Genomic DNA, 19,085 nt, shown 5'->3' on the forward strand with positions numbered 1-19,085 from the left:
TGATGGGACGGCTGCATCAGGTCAAGACCAACTTCACCGCCGGCGAGGTGTCGCGCCGCCTGCTGGGGCGCGGCGACCTCAAGGCCTACGACAACGGCGCGCTGGCTTTGCGCAACCTGTTCATCGACCCGACCGGCGGGGTGACGCGGCGGTCGGGGCTCGCCTTCACCGCGCCAGCCCGTGGCGACGGGCGGCTGGTGGCGTTCGAGCGCAATGCCGAGCAGACCTATCTGCTGGTCTTCACCGACCGTTGGATCGACGTGTTCCAGGGCGGCACCCGGCTGGCGTCGGTCGCCGCCCCCTGGACGTTGACGCAACTGGCGCAGATCACCTGGACGCAGAGCGCCGACACGCTGCTGGTCTGCCATCCCGACCTGCCGCCGCGCAAGCTGACGCGTGGTGACGATGGCGGCTGGACGCTGTCGGACTGGGCCTTCGCGGTCGAGGGCGAACTGGTGCGCATCCCCTTCCATCGCTTCGGCGATCCGGCGGTGACGCTGACACCGTCCGGCACCACTGGGGCGATCAGCGTCACCGCCTCGACCCCGGTGTTCGATCCGCGCCAGGACGGCACCCGCATCCGCATCAAGGGCAAGCAACTGCTGGTGACCGGCGTGGTGTCGGCGACGCAGGTCAACGCGACGGTCAAGGAGACGCTGGCCGACACCCAGCCGACCACCAGTTGGGAGGAGCAGGCTTTCTCGGCCTATCGCGGCTGGCCGGTGTCGGCGGCCTTCCATCAGGACCGGCTGGTTATCGGCGGGTCGCGCGACCTGCCCAACCGGCTGTGGCTGTCGCGCTCCGCCCAGATCTGGAATTTCGACCTGGGCGGGGGGCTGGACGATCAGGCCATCGAGTTCGGCATCCTGTCCGATCAGGTCAATGCGGTGCGCGCCGTCTTCTCCGGCCGGCATCTGCAGATCTTCACCTCGGGCGCCGAGTATATGGTGACCGGCGACCCGCTGACCCCGCAGAGCATGCAGGTCAACCGGCAGACGCGCATCGGCTCCCCGATGGACCGCGCCATCCCGCCGCGCGATGTCGAGGGGGCGACGCTGTTCGTGCCGCGCAACCGGCGCGAAATCCGCGAGTTCCTCTACACCGACACCGAGGCCGCCTATCAGGCGAACGACCTCGCCATGCTGGCCCGCCATCTGATGGCCGGCCCGCGCGACCAGGATTACGACCAGAACCGCCGGCTGCTGTTCGTCGCGATGGAGGACGGCACGCTGGGGGCGCTGACCGCCTACCGGGCGGAGGATGTCACCGCCTGGACCCTGCTGGAGACCGACGGGGCGGTGCGCTCCGTCGCCGCGGTCGGGGACGAGGTCTACACGCTGGTGGAGCGGCGCGGGGTGTGGACGGTCGAGCGCTTCGACGATGCGCTGAACCTCGACACCGCCGTCACGGCGGAGCGGGGTGAGGGAACCGCCGTCTGGGGCGGGCTGGCGCATCTGGAGGGGCGGACGGTCGCCGTCGTCGCCGATGGGGTGATCCGCAACCCCGTCACCGTCCAGGCCGGCAGCGTCACGCTCGACCCGCCGGCGCGCAAGGTCGAGATCGGACTGCCCTATACCCACCGGATCGAACCGCTGCCGCCCAACCTGCTGGGGCAGGCGACCGGAGCCGACATCGTCCGGCTGGTCGCCGTCACCTTCCGGCTGGAGGAGACGGCGGCGCTGAGCGTCGATCTGGGACGCGGGTTGCAGGAACTTCCGCTTCACCGGCTGGGGCCGCAACCGGCCGGCGGGGTGCCGCCGCGGGTGTCCGGCGACCGCCGGCTGCGGGCGCTCGGCTGGCGCCACGACACCGATGTCCCGCTATGGCGCATCGAACAGGATGCGCCGCTGCCTTTCACGCTGCTTTCCGTGACCATGGAACTGAAGGTGAATGACTGATGGGTGGAATCACTCCCCTCGTGACCACGGCCCTGCCGCTGGCGAATTCCGTCATCGGCACCGTGCGCAATGCCGGCTCCGCATCGTCCAGCGCCGCCACGCAACAGGCCGCCGCCCAGCAGGCCGCGGCCGAACTCGAATACAAGCGCCAGCAGGATGCGGCGCAGGCCGCAGCCGCGCAGGCGGCGCTGGAACAGAAGTACCGCGAGGAAGCGACGGCGGCCGAGCGCAACGCCCAGGCCGCGGCGACGGCCCGCCAGCAGCAGGCCCAGCTGGAGGCCGAGGCGCAGGCCCGCCAGTGGGCGCATGACGCCGAGTTGCGTCAACAGGAGCAGGAGTTGCAGCGCCAGAAGGACGAAACTGCGGCGGCTGCCGCGGCGGCGGCGCGGGCCAAGGAGATGGACGATTTCCGCGGAGCCCAGGAGCAGACGCTGGCCCAACTGCGCGCCGGCCAGGAGGAGGCCGTCCGCGCCAGGGAAACCGACTCGCAGACCCAGCTCGCCCAGCTGACCGCCGCGGCGGATGCCGCCGAACAGCGCCGGCTGGCCGCCTTGCGCCAAGCTGTCAGCAAGACCCGCGCCGGGTTGGGCGCGCGTGGCGTCACCGCCCAGGACGGGTCGGGCGAGGCGATCCTGCTGGGTCTGACCAACTCCAGCGAAACCGAGCGCAAGGACGCCCAGGCGACCGACCAGCTGAAGCGCGCCGCCATCCAGCAGGGGCTGGACGATGCCAAGCGCCGCAACCTGCTGGAGTTGTCGCAACTCGCCGACCGTCAGCGACTGGAATACATGAGCAAGTTCTTTTGAGGAACGGCTCCATCCTCCGGAGACCCCCCGATGTCCACGCCGCTTCTCATCCCGCGCGGAATCCCGCGCGTGCAGTATCTCGCCGACGGCATGCAGCGGGTCTTTACCTACCCGTTCCCGATCTTTGCCGCCGAGGATCTCCAGGTCTTCCTGGGCGCGGCACTCCAGAGCACCGGCTATGCGGTCAGCGGAGCCGGTGCGACCGCGGGCGGGGCGGTGACCTTCGCCGCCGCACCGGCCGAGGGGACCGTCGTGCTGCTGCGCCGGCGGCTGCCCATCGAACGGCGCAGCGATTTCGGCGAGAGCGGGCCGCTGCCTGCCGCCGCCCTCAACGGCGAGCTGGACCGGCTGACGGCCATGCTCCAGCAGGTGGCGGGCGATCAGGAGCTGATGCTGCGCTATGGCGACAGCGACCTGCCGGCCTCCCCCCTGCTGCCGGAGCGGGCCTTGCGCCAAGGCAAGCTGCTGGCCTTCGACAGCGCCGGCAACCCGACGATCCGCCCGCCGGTGGACGAGGAGGCGCTGGCGACCTATGTGCCGCCGGGGGCCGGGGCCACCGCCCGGCCGGTGCGCGACAAGCTGGCCGATCTCGTGTCGGTGAAGGATTTCGGCGCGGTGGGCGACGGTCTGGTCGACGACACGCTGGCCTTGCAGGCGGCGCTGACCTCCGCCCGTGCGGTGTTCGTGCCGCCGGGCAGCTACCGCATCGCCAACACGCTGACACTCGGCCATGGCCAGACGCTGTATGGGGCGGGGCAGGCGTCGGTGATCCGGGGGGCGTCGAACGGCTTCGACCTGATCCATCTGCCGGACGGCTACGCCACCCTGTCCGGTCTGCGGCTGGAGCAGGGTAAGGCCGGGGTGCGGCTGTTCGGACGCGACGGCGCTTGCGTGCAGAACAGCCTGACCGACCTGACATTCTGGGAGCCGGAGGTGGGGCTGGTCTTCGACGGCTATACCGACCCGAACCTGCCCTGCTATTGGAACAACATCGCCCGCGTGCTGGTGGCGCGGCCGTCGCGCCATGGGGTGTGGCTGACGCGGACGGGGGCGGGCGACACGCCGAACGCCAACCGCTTCCAGGCCGTGCGGGTCTATTCGCTGTCGGCGCCGATGAGCGGCTGCGGCTTCTTCGTCGAGCAGGGGCGTTTCAACAACGCCTTCTTCGACTGCGAGGCCAATCTGTGGCCCGAAGCGGAAGCCTGTTTCCGTGTGGGATCGGTCACCGACAAGACGCTGATCGTGAATTTCTACGCCGAATCGCTGGGCGCCCTGCCGAACCTGCAACTGGATGCCGGGTCGGTGGAGACGGCAATCGTCAACCTGTTCTCCGCTGCCGCCGGTCCGGCGATCCTCGACCGGTCGGGCGGGCGCTATACCGCGGTCAATGCCGGCTATCCGGAGAAGAACCGGCTCCAGCGCAGCCGCATCACCGAGCTGGTGGTGGAGGCGCTGCGTTACGACACCGAGTATGTCGAGCCGGCCGGCGGCGGGCTGGTGGCGCTGGACCTGACCAGTTCCGTCTATCTGGCCAGCGCCTATGCCGGGGCGGTGGAGTTGCGGCTCCCCAAGGCCGAGGACGCCAACGGCCATGCGGTGACGATCAAGCGCACCGATGCGTCGACCAACCCGCTGACTGTGAGCGAGACCGGCGGGCCGGGGCCGGACGGGCGGGTGCTGTCGCTGGGCAACCGGTACGACTTCGTGACGCTGGTGTCGAACGGGGCCGGCTGGTGGATCGTTGCCGGCAACAACCCGCCCGCCAACGCCCGCTATCACGAGGCTCCCGGCCTGTTCGAGCCGGACCTGAACCAGCAGCTCTATCTGGTCAGCGCCTGGAACGGGGCGGTCGAGGTGCGGCTGCCATCGCCGTCGGCGCCCCATGCGGTGGGCCGCACGGTCACCGTCAAGAAATCCGACACCGGCGGCAACCGCGTCACCGTCACCCAGGCCGGCGGCGGCGGGCCGGACAGCGAGGCCATCGCGCTGACCGCGCAGGGCCATGCGGTGACGGCGATGTCGAACGGTGCCGGCTGGCACATCCTGGGGCGGAATCCATGAAGGAAAAGAACGACGACGGTTTCCGCGCCTTCGTCCAGGGCTGGAACGCCATGGTGGAGCTGAAGACCCCCGCCCACCATGCGCGGATGGCGGGCTGGTTGGAGGATCATATGGCCGGGCAGAACCGGCGGATGCTGCTGATGGCCTTCCGCGGCTCCGGCAAATCGACGCTGGTCGGGCTGTTCGCGGCCTGGCTGCTGCTGCGCGATCCCAACCGGCGGCTGCTGGTGCTGGCCGCCGACCTGAAGCTGGCGATGAAGATGGTGCGCAACGTCAAGCGCATCCTGGAACGCCATCCCGATTGCAGCCACCTGAAGCCGCCTGCTACGGAGCGTGACCAGTGGGCGGCCGACCGCTTCACCGTGGTGCGGCCGATGGAGCTGCGCGACCCGTCGATGGCGGCGGCCGGCATCGGCGGCAACATCACCGGCAGCCGTGCCGACGTGGTGATCTGCGACGACGTGGAGGTGCCGCGCAACGCCGACACCGCGGTGAAGCGCGCGGCGCTCCGCGAACGGCTGTCGGAGCTGGAGTATGTGCTGGTGCCGGGCGGGGCGCAGCTCTATGTCGGCACGCCGCATGCGCAGGACAGCCTCTATGCCGAGGAGAGCGACGACGGCAGCCCGCCCTTCCTGGACGGGTTCGAGCGGCTGGTCCTGCCGGTCTACACCGAGGATGCCGAGGGCAACCGCAGCTATACCTGGAAGGAGCGCTTCGGCGAGGCGCATGTCGCCCGCATCCGCAAATCGACCGGTCCCAACAAATTCACCAGCCAGATGCTGCTGCGCCCGGTCAGCATCACCGACGGGGTGCTGAATGTCGAAAAGCTCGGCCGCTACGACGCGGAGCTGGAGTATCGCGAGGCGCTGGGGCGCGCGGCGCTGACGCTCGATGGGGTGAAGCTGGTCTCCGCCACCTGCTGGTGGGATCCGGCCTTCGCCCGGCCGGCGGGGGAGGGGGACGGCAGGTCCAGAGGCGGCGACGGCAGCGTGGTCGCCGCCGTCTTCGCCGGGGAGAACGAGCGCTTCTACCTGCACCGGGTGCTGTACCTGTCCGTCGATCCCAAGGCGGAGGAGACGGAGGCCGACCAGCAATGCATGCAGGTCTCCCGCTTCCTGGCCGACAACCATCTGCCGGCGGTCCACATCGAGATCAACGGTCTCGGCCGTTTCCTGCCCGGACTGCTGCGCAAGCGGCTGCGCGACGACCGGCTGGCCGCAGGCGTGGTCGAGCAGAACAGCCGCACGCCCAAGGCGGCGCGCATCGTCAAGGCCTTCGACGCCCTGCTGGCCGACCGCCGCCTGCTGGCTCACCGGCAGGTCTGGCAAACACCGCTGATCCGCGAAATGCGCGACTGGCGCCCGGACGGCCGCTACCGCGGGCCCGACGACGGGCTGGACGCGGTGGCCGGCTGCCTGGGTGCCGAACCTTGCCGCTTCGACCGCAGCACCACGCCGCCCGAACGCCGCCCGGACTGGCGCGGTGCGGGGGCCGTGGTGGCGTCGGCGGACTGGGAGCTTTGAGTCGTTTCAACACTCACACGAACGGGAGACCCCGATGCATGAATCCCTGACCGCGGGCCTTGATCTCACCTGGTGGATCACCGCCGTCGAGTTGCCGGCGATGGGCGGGCTGTTCTGGCTGATCGCGCGGGTGCGCAAGGATGCGGACAGCGCGCTGGACGATCTGCGCAACCGGGCGGAGGAGGCTCAGGCGCAGGTGCGCGAGAGCCTTGCCGCATACAAGCTGGAGGTCGCGAAGACCTACGTCTCCTTCGCGACTCTCAAGGACGTCGAGCAGCGTCTGACCGACCATCTGCTGCGGATAGAGACCAAGCTCGATTCGGGCTTCATGCCGTTCGAAGGCGGACGGCGCTGACCGGGAGGCCGGGTCAGTCGGCGTGGTGGATCATCGACTGGTAGATCTTCCAGGCGATTTCGACCGACACGCCGCCGGCCCGCGCGCCGGCCGCCAGCATGGTGGCGCTCGGCTTCAGCGGGACCGCGGTCTGACCCGGCTCGCACAGCGCGCCCATGGCGGTGACCGACGCGCCCAGATCCGTTTCGCAGGACACGGTCTTCTTCAGCAGGCTCATGGAAATGGCGTTCATGGCGGGTCCTCCGTTGACTTGCTTCTGTCACAGCAAAAGCGGTGCCAACCGCCGGAAGCTGGCCGAATCCGGGAATCGCGGCGGATTCACGGGGGTTGATCAGGCAATTCCCATAATCCGGTGGCCAATGCCGCCGCCGAATTTCAAAAATACCCGCAAAATGCCGAATAGTTTCGAGTGTGCTTTGCAAAATGCAACGCGCGAAGCGTGCGGAATTGCAATCGGGGAGTCGATCTTGCGTTGTGCCATCGGTCGCGATCCGCGGGCTGCGACCCGTTACGGCCAAGCTGCGGCTTCGAGGTCTCTGGCCGCTGGGCATGCATTGCGTTAGTGTCCGGCCGTCATGACCGACCGAATCATTCACCACATGTGCCGTGCGGACGAGTGGGACGCCGCCCGCCCGGCCGGCCGCTATCCCGGCTCGTCCCAGGACGTCCAGGACGGCTTCATCCATTTCTCGACCGCCGCACAGGTGGTGGAGAGTGCCGCCAAGCACCGCGCCGGCCAGGACGGCCTGCTGCTGCTGACGGTGGACGCCGCCCGGCTGGGCGATGCCCTGCGCTGGGAACCGTCGCGCGGCGGCCAGCTGTTCCCGCACCTCTACGGGCCGCTGCCGGTCGATGCCGCGCTGCGGGTCGATCCGCTGCCGCTGGGACCGGACGGGCGCCATGTCTTCCCGGCCGGCTTTCCCTTCACCCTTCAGGACCTCGTTCCGTGATCGACCTCTATCCGCTTGCCGGGCCGCTGCTGTTCCGCTTCGACCCTGAGACCGCGCATGGCCTGACCATCAAGGCGCTGAAGTCCGGGCTGGTGCCGCCGGCCCGCGGCAGGGACGAGCCGGCGCTGCACACCCGCGTGTGGGGGCTGGACTTCGCCAATCCGGTCGGGCTGGCCGCCGGCTTCGACAAGAATGCCGAGGTGGTCGACGCCATGCTGAACCTGGGCTTCGGCTTCGTCGAACCCGGCAGCGTCACCCCGCGGCCCCAGCCCGGCAACCCGCGCCCCCGCCTGTTCCGGCTGGTCGAGCAGCGCGCGGTGATCAACCGCATGGGCTTCAACAACGAGGGGTTGGAGGTCTTCGCCCAGCGGCTGGAGCGCCGCCGTGACTCGGCCAAGCGGGCGCCCGGCATCGTCGGCGCCAACCTGGGCAAGAACAAGGACACGGTGGACGCCGCCGACGACTATGTGATCGGCGTGCGCCGGCTGGCGCCGCTGGCCGACTATCTGGTCGTCAACGTCTCTTCCCCCAACACGCCGGGCCTGCGCGCGCTTCAGGGCCGCAACCCGCTGCGCGCCCTGCTGGAACGGGTGCTGGAGGCGCGGGCGTCCTGCGGCCTGACCCGCAATCCGCCGCTGCTTCTGAAGATCGCCCCGGACCTGACGGTGGAGGACAAGAGCGACATCGCCGCGGTGGCGCTGGAGTCCGGCATCGACGGGCTGATCGTCTCCAACACCACCATCGCCCGGCCCGACAGCATTCCGGCGGCGATGCGCAGCGAGGCCGGCGGCCTGTCCGGCCGTCCGCTGTTCGAAGCCTCCACCTCCGTCCTGCGCGAGATCTATGCGCTGACCGGCGGCAAACTGCCGATCGTCGGCGTCGGCGGTGTCGCGACCGGCGAGGACGCCTATGCCAAGATCCGCGCCGGCGCGTCGCTGGTGCAGCTCTATTCGGCGATGGTCTATGCCGGGCCGGCGGTGGTCCACCGCATCCGCCGCGAACTGGCGGAGCTGCTGCGGCGCGACGGCTTCCAGTCGGTGGCCGAGGCGGTGGGAGCCGATCACCGCTGATCCCGCGCAGGGTGAGGCCGGCAGCGGCGTAGCATTAACGGATCGTCAAGCGGGCGTCCCGACAGTGGGTCCCACGGTTGGAACGCCCGCAAGGTCCGCATCATGCTCCTGCCGGAGGCTGCGAACCCGTGAAGGCCCTGACCGCCGATTTCCGCCCCGGCACCGCCGCCCCGACCACGGCGGCGCCCACCACTCCGGTTCCTGCAATGACCCTGCTGACGCACCTCGTCTATGCGCTGGCCTATCTGATCGCCGGCGGTTCGGCCGGTGCGGCGCTGTGGGCGCTGCGTCCAGAGGCCGACCCGCTGGTGGCGTGGCTGGCGGGCGCGCTGGTGGTGCTGGCCGGTGCGCTGGTCCATGAGGCGGTAACGCGGCTGGAGCGCGAGCGCAAGGCCGCCCGCCGCATCGCCCGCCTGAACGACCGGGTGGAGGAGCTGGCCCAGCTGCTGGAGCGGCGGCTCGCGGCCGATCCCGATGCCCAGCCCGACGGCGGGGTGCGGTACGACGCGGTGATGCAGGAGGTGAAGCTTCTGCAATCGCTGGTCGCCCGCCTGACCGAGCGGCGTGCCCCCCGTCCGCCCTCCGCCAGTGGGGAGCGCCGTCCCGCGCCCTCCGCAGCGCCCTCCGCACCGCCCTCTGCCGCAGCCGTTCCCGCCGCGCCACCGATGGACGATGCGGCGGTGCTGGAGGCGGTGCGCGACGCGCTGAAGGCCGACCGCATCGACGTCTATCTCCAGCCCATCGTCAGCCTGCCCCAGCGCAAGCATCGCTTCTATGAAGTGTTTTCGCGCGTGCGGGCCGCCGACGGGCAGCAGATCATGCCCGACCGCTATCTCGACATCGCCGAGCGGGAAGGTCTGATCGCCACCATCGACAATCTGCAGCTGGTGCGCTGCGTCCAGCTGATCCGCGAGACGGAACGGCGCCAGCACGCCATCGGCTTCTTCGCCAACATCTCCGCCGCGACGCTTGCCGATGCGGAGTTCATGCGCCAGTTCCTGAACATGATGGCGCAGAACCACGCCCTGGTGCCCAAGCTGGTGTTCGAGCTGAGCCAGCATGCCGTGAGCGCGGGCGGGGCGGTGACGATGGGCATCCTGTCGCAGCTGGCGCGGCTGGGCTTCCGCTTCTCGATGGATCAGGTGACCGACCTCGCCATCGACCTCGACCGGCTGCTGCGCCACGAGTTCCGCTGCATCAAGCTGGACCGCGCGCTGGTGCTGGATCCCGCCAACGCCGGGCGTATCCGTGAGCTGCGCCACCGCTGCGCCGCCGAAGGCATCGACCTGATCGTCGAGAAGATCGAGACGGAAAACCAGCTGGTCGAGGTGCTCGACACCGGCTTCGACTTCGGCCAGGGCTATCTGTTCGGCGAACCGCGGCTGAGCCGGAAGCCGGAGTGACGGTGTGCTGGATTGTCCGCATCGAACCAATGCCGAGTTGTGGCGGCAATGCAGCGTTGGCCTTTCGACAGCCTTGATTTCCGCAGCCGCGCTTGACATTCCCCCACGCGGCGATGGAAATTTCGCGTTCCCGGCCAAGTCCGGGCACCCGATGCGGGTGAGACCAACACTAGTAAATGGTGACTTCGGTGACGTCCAACATCGCCATCACGCTGCCCGACGGCAGCGTGCGGGAGTTCGACCGGCCGGTGACGGGGCTTGAGATCGCCCAGTCCATCGGTTCGCGCCTGGCCAAAGATGCGCTTGCCGTCAAGATCGACGGCACGGTGAAGGACCTCACCACCACCGTCACTACCAACGCCAAGATCGAGATCGTCACGCGCAACCACGGCGACGCTCTCGAGGTCATCCGCCACGACGCCGCCCATGTGCTGGCCGATGCGGTGCAGAAGCTCTATCCCGGCACGCAGGTCACCATCGGCCCGTCGATCGCCACCGGCTTCTACTATGACTTCGCGCGCGACGAGCCGTTCACGCCCGAGGATCTGGAGAAGATCGAGGCGAAGATGCGCGAGATCGTCGGGGCCGACATCCCCATCGTCCGCGAGGTCTGGGACCGCGACGAGGCGGTCGCCTACTTCAAGAAGCTCGGCGAGCATTACAAGGCCGAGCTGATCGAGGCGATCCCGCAGGGCGAGCCGGTGTCGATCTACCGCCAGGGCGACTGGCTGGATCTGTGCCGCGGGCCCCACGCCATGACCACGGGCAAGGTCGGCCAGGGCTTCAAGCTGATGAAGGTGGCCGGCGCCTATTGGCGCGGCGACAGCCGCAACCCGATGCTCCAGCGCATCTACGGCACCGCCTGGCGCGACGAGAAGGAGCTGAAGGCCTACCTGCACCAGATCGAGGAGGCGGAGAAGCGCGACCACCGCAAGCTGGGCAAGGAACTCGACCTGTTCCATGTGCAGGAAGAGGCGGTCGGCTCGGTCTTCTGGCATCCGAAGGGCTGGACGCTCTACCAGACGCTGGAAAACTATATCCGCACCAAGCTGAAGGGCGCCGGCTACGTCGAGGTGAAGACGCCGCAGCTGATCGACAGCTCGCTGTTCAAGGCGTCGGGCCACTGGGACATGTATGGCGACAACATGTTCAAGGTGGAGGCCGACGGCGGCGAGAAGCTGCTGGGCATCAAGCCGATGAACTGCCCCGGCCATGTCCAGATCTTCCGCCACGGCCTGCGCTCCTACCGCGATCTGCCGATCCGCATGGCGGAGTTCGGCGCCTGCCACCGCAACGAGCCGTCGGGTGCCTTGCACGGCATCATGCGCGTGCGCGCTTTCACCCAGGACGACGCCCACATCTTCTGCACCGAGGATCAGGTGCAGAGCGAGGCGGCCGAGTATTTCAAGCTGCAGCTCGGCGTCTACAAGGATCTGGGCTTCGACAAGATCTCGGTGAAGCTGGCGCTGCGTCCGGACGTCCGCACCGGCGCCGACGAGCTGTGGGACCGGGCCGAAGGCGCGCTGGCCCAGGCTCTGCGGGACGCCGGGTTGGAGTATGAGGAGCTGCCCGGTGAGGGTGCCTTCTACGGCCCGAAGGTGGAGTTCCACCTGACCGACGCCATCGGCCGGACCTGGCAGTGCGGCACCCTGCAGTACGATCCGAACCTGCCGGAACGGCTCGATGCCAGCTACATCGGCGAGGATGGCGCCCGCCACCGGCCGATCATGCTGCACCGGGCGATCCTGGGGTCGATGGAGCGCTTCATCGGCATGCTGATCGAGCATTACGCCGGCAAGTTCCCGCTGTGGCTGTCGCCGGTCCAGGTGACCGTCGCCACCATCACCAGCGAGGCCGACGGCTATGCCGAGGAAGTGGCCAAGCTGCTGAAGCGCAAGGGTCTGCGCGTCGAACTCGACACCCGCAACGAGAAGATCAACCTCAAGGTCCGCGAACACAGCCTGCAGAAGGTTCCGCTGATGCTGGTTGTCGGGAAGCGTGAGGCGGACGAACGGACAGTCGCGCTCCGCGTGCTGGGCGGCAAGGATCAGGAAATTCTTGCCCTCGATGCGGCGGTTGCTAAACTGCTGGAGGAAGCGAAATCGCCGGCCGGCGAGACCGTGACCGACTCGCCGTTTTAACCGACCGCGTGACGCCGCCGGCCGTTCCTCTGGACGGCCGGCTTCTCCGTGGTCTCAGATCATGGAGAAGCGTCCATAGCCAGGATCCCGTCCGAAGCCGCCCCGACCCGCGATGGCCCGCGGGTTAACCGGGAGATCTCGGCTCGTTCCGTTCGTCTCGTCGGTGCAGATGGCGAGATGATCGGGGTGGTGTCGTTGCGCGATGCTTTGCTGGCCGCCGAGGATGCCGGTCTCGACCTGGTCGAGATCGCTCCCCAGGCGGAGCCGCCCGTCTGCAAAATCCTCGACTATGGCAGGTTCAGGTACGAGGCGCAGAAGAAGGCGAACGAGGCCCGCAAGAAGCAGAAGATCATCGAGGTCAAGGAGATCAAGCTCCGGCCGAACATCGATGACAACGACTATGACGTGAAAATGCGCTCGGCGCGCCGTTTCCTTGAGGAGGGCGACAAGGTCAAGGTGACCCTGCGCTTCCGCGGCCGTGAAATGGCGCACCAGGATCTGGGTATGAATGTGCTGGTCCGCGTCCGCGACGAGCTGGAGGCGCTGGCGAAGGTCGAGCAGATGCCGAAGCTCGAAGGCCGCCAGATGGTCATGGTGCTGGCTCCGCGCTGACCTGTGGTGACGTTGTGAAAAAGGCCCGTCCGGGATGCCGGGCGGGCCTTTTTCATTTGCGGTGACGAGGCTGGCGCCTCAGCGCAGCGGCCGGTCGTCGACGATGACGACATAGCAGGTGTGGCGGGTGAATTTGGCGCAATTGTCGAGTGCGGCGCGGCGGGCGGCGTCCTCGCTCGGCATGCCGGACTTCCAGCCGAAGGCGCCGTCCTGCGACACGGCGAAGGCCTTGCGTCCGGCCGCCGAGACATAGGCGTCGAACTTCTCGCGTCCGGCGGCGGACAATTCCGGCGGCGGCTCCAGCCTGACGCGCGTGGTGCGCGGCGGCTCCACCACGGCCTGATCGGCGGCCCCCCCTGCCGGCCGGTCGTTGAGATAGGCGATGCGGCAGCCCTTCTGGGTGTGCGACATGCAGTTTTCCAAGGCACCCTTCTGCGCCTCGTCCAGGCTGCGCAGGCCGGACTTCCAGCCGAAGGCGCCGTCGGGCGAGACGGCGAAGGCCTTGTTGCCGCCGGCTTCGACATAGGCGGGGAACTTGGCCCGGTTGGCGGCCGACAGTTCCGGCGGCGGCGGGAGTGCCGGCAGCGACACCATGATCGGCGTGCCGCGCGGCGCCAGCCCGGTCTTCGTCAGGAAGCCGTCGACCATCGGCGTCCATTGCGGGATGGCGGCGCTGAAGAAGGAATGCCCGTCCTTGCCATTCGGCGGTGCGGCGATGAACTCCGCCCGCCCGCCCGCCTGGGTGAAGGCCCCCCACAGGCGCCGGGCGAGGTCGGGGCCGAAGAACAGATCGTTCTCGGCATAGATCCACAGGGTGGGAACGCGCGACGTGCGGCCCATCGTGCCGAAGGCGCCGATCAGCCGGTCTTCCTGGCAGACCTGATTGTCGGCGATGGAGCCGCGGCCGCCGGCGAAGCTGATGACCGCCTTCAGTCCCGGCGGCGGATCGGCGCTGAGCGCGATGCTGGCGAGCCCGCCGGCCGACACGCCCACCGCCAGGATGCGGCTGGCGTCGGCGAAGGGCTGCGCCGCCACATAGCGGATGGCCTGCCGCAGATCCTCGGCGCTCTGGCGGGCGGAGCGCAGATAGTCCGGGTTGTTGCAGGAGCCGGTCGTTTCGCTGTAGGGGCCGTCCGACCCGCCATAGCCGCGCCGCATCACCGCCACAACGGCCCAGCCGCGCCGCGCGAACTCGCGCGCTTCCGGCAGGTAGCGCAACGGCGTCATCTGCGCCCGCTCCGCCGCGTCGCGCGGCGTGCCGTGGCTGAGGATGGCGATGGGGTAGGGGCCGGGCCCGTCCGGCCGCAGCAGCATCGCCTCCAGCGTGGCGGATGTGCCGTCGGGGAAGCGCGCCGGGATCGGCAGCGCCGTCTGCGTCAGACCTTCGGCAAGGGCGGGACCGCAGCACAGCAGCAGGAAGAACAGGGTGAACAGGCGGCGCAGGGTCATGGCGGGAATCATGGGCTGGCGCAGTCTCCGCAAGGGAAGGGCTCTTGCGCCTTTGTACGCCATCTTGGACTTGGCGTCAGCGGGGAGGTGAAAGGGAAGGGGCGGCTGACGACTGCCCCCTCCCTGACCTTTTCCTTTACTCCATCCCCTGCCGCGCCACGCGCAGCGCCTCGGCCAGAACCTCCGCGTCGCCGATGTGGTTGGCGAGCAGCAGGATCAGCTTGGCGTTCAGGCGGGTGCTCTGGTCGGGGGTCAGATCGCGGTGGCTGTCGATCAGCAGCTGGTAGACGTCGTCCGGGCTGGCGAAGCGCTGCTCGGTCATCAGTTTGGCCATGGGAAGGGCTCCGGAAAAATCGGGGAATCAGCAGCCGGCAGCGTGACCGACCGCGCGGTCGAGCGCGGCGGACAGCGCCGCGGCGTCGAACCGCCGCCAGCGGGCGGCGATGTGCTGGTCGGGGCGGATCAGATAGACGCTGCCGGGGGTCAGGTCGTAGCGCTCGCGCAGCCGGCCGGCGCTGTCCACCAACTCCCCGGCGATGCCGCGGCGGCGGTCCGTCACCGCGTGCCAGGCCAGCGGCAGCGGCCCGGCGGCAGGGCCGTCCAGCGCCTCCGCCACCTCTGCCGGAACCCGCCCGTCGCCTGCGGCGTAGAGCACGGTGAAGCGGCCGTCCAGCGCCTCCATCAGCCAGCCGGACTGGCCGTCACGCTCCACCGGCGCGTCGGTGGCGGGAGCGCCCGGCACCATCTTTCCGGCGAAACTGTCGCCGTCCGGCGTGTTCAGCGGGCTGTCGGTGTAAGTGGTGGGGGTCGACAGGCGGCCGGAATTGACCAGCGCGCGGGCGAAGGGCTGGTCGACCGCCAGTTCCAGCACGGCGTCGCGGAAGACGCGGCTCATCTCGCTCTTCGGTGTGATGAAGTCGGTGGAGCGGGTGGAGTTCAGGATGTTCTCCTTCGCCGCCGCAACCCGTTCGTCGCTGTAGCTGTCCAGCAGCGATTCCGGCGCCTTGCCGTCCAGCACCAGCGCCAGCTTCCACACCAGATTGTCGGCGTCGGGCACGCCGCTGTTGGCGCCGCGGGCACCGAAGGGCGAGACCTGATGGGCGCTGTCGCCGGCGAACAGGATGCGGCCATGGCGGAATTGCTCCAGCCGGCGGCACTGGAAGGTGTAGACCGACACCCATTCCAGTTCGAAGGGCGTGTCGGCGCCGAGCATGGCCTGGACGCGCGGGATGACGCGCTCCGGTTTCTTCTCCTCCTCCGGGTCGGCGTCCCAGCCCAGCTGGAAATCCAGGCGCCAGACATTGTCGGGCTGCATGTGCAGCAGGGCCGACTGCTTGCGATGGAAAGGCGGGTCGAACCAGAACCAGCGCTCCGCCGGGAAATCGGCCTTCATCACCACGTCGGCGATCAGGAAGCGGTCCTTGAACACCTCGCCCTGGAACTCCAGCCCCAGCATCTTGCGCACCGACGACTTGGCGCCGTCGCAGGCGATGACCCAACCGGCCTCGACCGCGTGGACGCCGTCGGGCGTCTCGACCTGAAGCACGACATGGTCGGCCTCCTGCCTGGCGGAGATGACGCGGGAGAGCCAGCGCAGGTCGATCAGGTCGCTCCTGCGGGCTTGCGCGACCAGGAAGTCCTCCAGGTAATATTGCTGGAGGTTGATGAAGGCGGGGATCTTGTGGTCCGGCTCCGGCAGCAGGTCGAACTGGTAGACCATGCGGTCGCCGTTGAAGACCTTGCCGATCTTCCACACGACGCCCTTGTCGATCATGCGCTGGCCGACGCCCAGCCGGTCCCACACCTCCAGCGCGCGCTTGGCATAGCAGACGGCGCGGCTGCCGACGCTGACGGTGTCCTCGGCGTCGAGCACCACCACCGGGACGCCCTTGCGCGCGAAGTCGAGTGCCGCGGTCAGCCCGACCGGGCCGGCGCCGACGATCACCACCGGATGGCGCCGGACACTGCCGGTGCGCTGTTCGTCGGAGGGTGTGAAGCTGTATTTCGGATAGCTGAAGGTCGCGTGCATTGGGCGTTTCCTCCCCCGGAAACCAAGATCGGCGAAAAGCGTGACTGGCGCGTTGGCGGATTGTTATTGTTGCCAACGATACAGTTTCATTTGATACCAATCAAGCCCCGGCATCGCTGCCGGCAAGGGAGCCGGTGAAGCGATACAGGCATGCTTACCATGACGGAAAATCAGTATCGCGTACAGCCTGCGGCGGTGTAGCCTTCCGGCAAAAGATCGGCCGCAGACCGCCCCGAACAAGACCGCCGAACAGCGACACCGAGGAACGCCCGCCCATGACTGCTCCAACCGCCTTTCCCGCCTTGCCGCGCCCGACCGTCTACGCCATCGACGGCGTGATCCCGGTCATCGACCCGACCGCCTTCGTCCATCCCTCCGCCGTGCTGATCGGCGACGTGGTGGTGGGGCCCGGCTGCTATGTCGGCCCCTGCGCCAGCCTGCGCGGCGATTTCGGCCGGATCGTGCTGCACCGGGGCAGCAACGTGCAGGACAACTGCACGATCCACGCCTTCCCCGGCCATGACGCCATCGTCGAGGAGGACGGCCATGTCGGCCATGGCGCGGTGCTGCACGGCTGCGTCGTCCGCCGCAATGCGCTGGTGGGCATGAATGTGGTGGTGATGGACGGGGCGGAGATCGGCGAGGAATCCATCGTCGCCGCCATGGCCTTCGTCAAGGCCGGCTTTGTCGTGCCGCCGCGCACCCTGGTTGCCGGCCTGCCGGCTAAGGTGATGCGCGAGCTGCGCCCCGACGAGATCGCCTGGAAGTCGGAAGGGACGGAGGAGTACCAGCGCCTCGCCCGTCGCTCGCTCGCCACCATGGTCGCCTGCTCAGCCCTGGAGGCGGAGGAACCCGGCCGCGGCCGCGTCGATGCCGGCACCAGCCAGCCGCTGCACAAGGTGAAGGGCGCCTGAGCGGTGTCCTTACCCGCCCGCCTGCTCCGCCTGCGCGCTTACCGGCGCCGGGCGGGCGGCGAGCTGGTCGGCGCGGGCCTGGAGCTTCGACAGCAGCGTGTCGAGCTGCGCCCGCTCGTCGATCGACAGGGCGTCGGTGACCTCTTCCTCGTAGGTCAGCGCCATCGGCACGATCTCCGCATAGATCGCCAGCGCCTTGGGCGTCAGGGTCAGCAGCGCCTTGCGCCGGTCGGTGTCGCCCGATTCGCGCAGGATCAGCGCCGAATCCAGCATGCGGCTGATGGCGCGGCTGACCTGCACCTTGTCCATCGCCGTGCGCTGGGCGATCTCGCCCGCGCTCATCGTCTCGCCGCCGCCCAGCACGGCGATGATCCGCCATTCCGGGATCGTGATGCCGAACCGCTTCTCGTACAGCTTGGCCAGCGTGTGGCTGACCGTGTTGGCCAGCACCGACAGCCGGTAGGGCAGGAAGCGCGTCAGATGCAGCGCCGGCAAATCCGTCTGGCCGGATGCGGGGCTGGGGGAGGCGGTGCGGGAACGGCGGGCAGGCGGCATCGGCGGCGCATCGTCTGTAGGGAGGGTCGCGGGTGCCCCATCCTGCGCTGTAATTTGGCTCTTGCAACAGTTTCAAACGAAACTAAAATGGCGGCAACGGAACAAGCCTGCCGGCGCCCGATGCGGAAATGCCGGCGGCAGTGAGTGGGGAAGCGCCATGAAGAACTGGATTTCGTTTCCGAAGGTCGAAGGCACCGCGTCGCGTCAAGCCCATGTCCGGCTTCCCGCCGGCACCTACGAGCGTGAGATGGGGCGCGAGGGCTTCTTCGGCCCGGCGACCCAGATGCACCATGCCCACCCGCCGACCGGCTGGACCAGCTTCGACGGGCCGCTGCGCCCGCGCGCCTTCGACCTCAATCATGTCGACACCATGCCCGGCTGCCCGCTGGAGGCGCCGGCCCTGATGGGCAACGGGGCGACCCAGGTGCGGCTGTGGCGCTTCAAGGGCAGGATGGACCATCTCGTCCGCAACGCCGACGGCGACGACCTGCTGTTCTTCCACCAGGGCGGTGGCCACCTGTTCTGCGACTACGGCCATCTGGAGGTGCGCGAGGGTGATTATGTCGTGCTGCCGCGCAACACCTGCTGGCGGCTGGAGACCGACGAGGCGGTGATGGTGCTGATGGTGGAGGCCACCAACGACGCCTACAAGCTGCCGCACAAAGGACTGGTCGGCACCCATGCCATCTTCGATCCGGCGGTGCTGGACGTGCCGGCGCTGGACGACGCCTTCCAGGCGCAGAAGCACGAGCGCGAGACTCTGGTCCGGGTGAAGAAGCGCGGACAGCTCTGCGCCATGACCTATCCGTTCAATCCGCTGGACGCGGTGGGCTGGCATGGCGACCTCGCCCCGGTGCGGCTGAACTGGCGCGACATCCGGCCGCTGATGAGCCACCGCTACCATCTGCCGCCCTCGGCGCACAGCACCTGGATCGCGGGGCGCTTCATCGTCTGCACCTTCGTGCCGCGGCCCATCGAGTCGGACCCGGAGGCGCTGAAGCTGCCCTACTATCACTCGAACGAGGATTTCGACGAGGTGCTGTTCTATCACCGCGGCCAGTTCTTCTCGCGCGACAACATCCATCCCGGCATGGTCACCTACCACCCCTCGGGCTTCCCGCACGGGCCGCACCCGAAGGCCTACGAGGTGGCGCAGAAGTTCGAGCGCAAGGAGACCGACGAGGTCGCGGTGATGATCGACACCCGCGATCCGCTCGACGTCTATCAGGCAATGGACGGCGTCGAATGGGGCGGCTACGCCGACAGCTGGAAGGCGAAATGAGCGGCCAGAAAGTCGCCGGACGCCGAATTCCGAGGAA

Annotated in this window: 18 protein-coding genes; 12 read left to right on the plus strand and 6 right to left on the minus strand. The window is 68.7% G+C overall.

Translation table 11 applies throughout. From position 1 onward, the window contains the following. The first annotated feature begins 2 nt into the window (after positions 1–2). The 5 genes from CRT60_RS23925 to CRT60_RS23945 are packed head-to-tail and all read left to right on the plus strand — an operon-like array spanning position 3 to position 6,643. Positions 3–1,898 carry a phage tail protein gene (locus tag CRT60_RS23925; RefSeq protein WP_098739072.1) on the plus strand — a complete coding sequence of 632 codons (1,896 nt, stop codon included), beginning with the start codon at positions 3–5 and terminating at the stop codon, positions 1,896–1,898. After that, a complete protein-coding gene (locus CRT60_RS23930) occupies positions 1,898–2,704 on the plus strand; it encodes a hypothetical protein (protein WP_098739073.1) in 807 nt (268 codons plus the stop codon). Before CRT60_RS23925 ends, CRT60_RS23930 begins: the two co-directional genes overlap by 1 nt. 30 nt (positions 2,705–2,734) lie before the next feature. Next, positions 2,735–4,765, plus strand: a complete 2,031-nt coding sequence (locus tag CRT60_RS23935; protein WP_098739074.1) for a glycosyl hydrolase family 28-related protein — start codon at positions 2,735–2,737, stop codon at positions 4,763–4,765. Continuing rightward, a complete protein-coding gene (gene terL / locus CRT60_RS23940; RefSeq protein ID WP_098739075.1) occupies positions 4,762–6,288 on the plus strand; it encodes a phage terminase large subunit in 1,527 nt (508 codons plus the stop codon). Before CRT60_RS23935 ends, terL begins: the two co-directional genes overlap by 4 nt. A 34-nt stretch (positions 6,289–6,322) precedes the next feature. After that, on the plus strand, positions 6,323–6,643 hold the full coding sequence (locus CRT60_RS23945) for a hypothetical protein (protein ID WP_098739076.1): 321 nt from the start codon (positions 6,323–6,325) through the stop codon (positions 6,641–6,643). Positions 6,644–6,656: 13 nt separating this feature from the next. On the opposite strand, the gene CRT60_RS23950 is transcribed toward CRT60_RS23945, so the two are convergent. Both CRT60_RS23950 and CRT60_RS36285 read right to left on the minus strand, forming a co-directional pair. Further along, entirely contained in the window at positions 6,657–6,875 is a 219-nt protein-coding gene (locus tag CRT60_RS23950) for a hypothetical protein (RefSeq protein WP_098739077.1), read from the minus strand. Positions 6,876–6,974: 99 nt separating this feature from the next. Further along, on the minus strand, positions 6,975–7,124 hold the full coding sequence (locus CRT60_RS36285; protein ID WP_161958121.1) for a hypothetical protein: 150 nt from the start codon (positions 7,122–7,124) through the stop codon (positions 6,975–6,977). Between the two features lie 94 nt (positions 7,125–7,218). Here CRT60_RS36285 and CRT60_RS23955 point away from each other — a divergent pair, with 94 nt between their 5' ends. The 5 genes from CRT60_RS23955 to infC all read left to right on the plus strand — a co-directional run bounded on the left by CRT60_RS23955 (position 7,219) and on the right by infC (position 12,819). Further along, complete coding sequence (locus CRT60_RS23955) at positions 7,219–7,593, plus strand: DUF952 domain-containing protein (RefSeq protein WP_098739078.1); 375 nt, start codon at positions 7,219–7,221, stop codon at positions 7,591–7,593. Beyond that, on the plus strand, positions 7,590–8,663 hold the full coding sequence (locus CRT60_RS23960) for a quinone-dependent dihydroorotate dehydrogenase (protein ID WP_098739079.1): 1,074 nt from the start codon (positions 7,590–7,592) through the stop codon (positions 8,661–8,663). The genes CRT60_RS23955 and CRT60_RS23960 overlap by 4 nt, the downstream gene beginning before the upstream one ends. A 128-nt stretch (positions 8,664–8,791) precedes the next feature. Then, positions 8,792–10,066, plus strand: coding sequence for an EAL domain-containing protein (locus CRT60_RS23965; protein ID WP_244592721.1), 1,275 nt, complete (start codon positions 8,792–8,794; stop codon positions 10,064–10,066). A gap of 176 nt (positions 10,067–10,242) precedes the next feature. Next, positions 10,243–12,207 (plus strand): threonine--tRNA ligase, encoded by a 1,965-nt coding sequence (gene thrS / locus CRT60_RS23970; protein WP_098739081.1) that lies wholly within the window; start codon positions 10,243–10,245, stop codon positions 12,205–12,207. An 84-nt stretch (positions 12,208–12,291) separates the two neighbouring features. Next, positions 12,292–12,819: a translation initiation factor IF-3 gene (gene infC / locus CRT60_RS23975; RefSeq protein ID WP_098740996.1), complete on the plus strand. Its 528-nt coding sequence runs from the start codon at positions 12,292–12,294 to the stop codon at positions 12,817–12,819. A gap of 78 nt (positions 12,820–12,897) precedes the next feature. Here infC and CRT60_RS23980 read toward each other — a convergent pair whose 3' ends face one another. The 3 genes from CRT60_RS23980 to CRT60_RS23990 form a co-directional block, all read right to left on the minus strand. Beyond that, complete coding sequence (locus CRT60_RS23980; protein WP_098740997.1) at positions 12,898–14,268, minus strand: CocE/NonD family hydrolase; 1,371 nt, start codon at positions 14,266–14,268, stop codon at positions 12,898–12,900. Between the two features lie 136 nt (positions 14,269–14,404). Next, a complete protein-coding gene (locus CRT60_RS23985) occupies positions 14,405–14,602 on the minus strand; it encodes a DUF2783 domain-containing protein (protein WP_098739082.1) in 198 nt (65 codons plus the stop codon). A 27-nt stretch (positions 14,603–14,629) separates the two neighbouring features. Continuing rightward, positions 14,630–16,297 carry an FAD-dependent oxidoreductase gene (locus CRT60_RS23990; RefSeq protein WP_098739083.1) on the minus strand — a complete coding sequence of 556 codons (1,668 nt, stop codon included), beginning with the start codon at positions 16,295–16,297 and terminating at the stop codon, positions 14,630–14,632. Positions 16,298–16,572: 275 nt separating this feature from the next. Here CRT60_RS23990 and CRT60_RS23995 point away from each other — a divergent pair, with 275 nt between their 5' ends. After that, positions 16,573–17,211, plus strand: coding sequence for an acyltransferase (locus tag CRT60_RS23995; protein WP_098739084.1), 639 nt, complete (start codon positions 16,573–16,575; stop codon positions 17,209–17,211). A gap of 9 nt (positions 17,212–17,220) precedes the next feature. Here CRT60_RS23995 and CRT60_RS24000 read toward each other — a convergent pair whose 3' ends face one another. Further along, on the minus strand, positions 17,221–17,766 hold the full coding sequence (locus CRT60_RS24000) for a MarR family winged helix-turn-helix transcriptional regulator (RefSeq protein ID WP_098739085.1): 546 nt from the start codon (positions 17,764–17,766) through the stop codon (positions 17,221–17,223). Between the two features lie 157 nt (positions 17,767–17,923). Here CRT60_RS24000 and CRT60_RS24005 point away from each other — a divergent pair, with 157 nt between their 5' ends. Beyond that, the gene (locus CRT60_RS24005; RefSeq protein ID WP_098739086.1) at positions 17,924–19,048 is read left to right on the plus strand and encodes a homogentisate 1,2-dioxygenase; all 1,125 of its coding nucleotides are present in this window, start codon (positions 17,924–17,926) and stop codon (positions 19,046–19,048) included. Positions 19,049–19,085: the final 37 nt, after the last annotated feature.

Source organism: Azospirillum palustre (assembly GCF_002573965.1).
Classification (GTDB): domain Bacteria; phylum Pseudomonadota; class Alphaproteobacteria; order Azospirillales; family Azospirillaceae; genus Azospirillum; species Azospirillum palustre.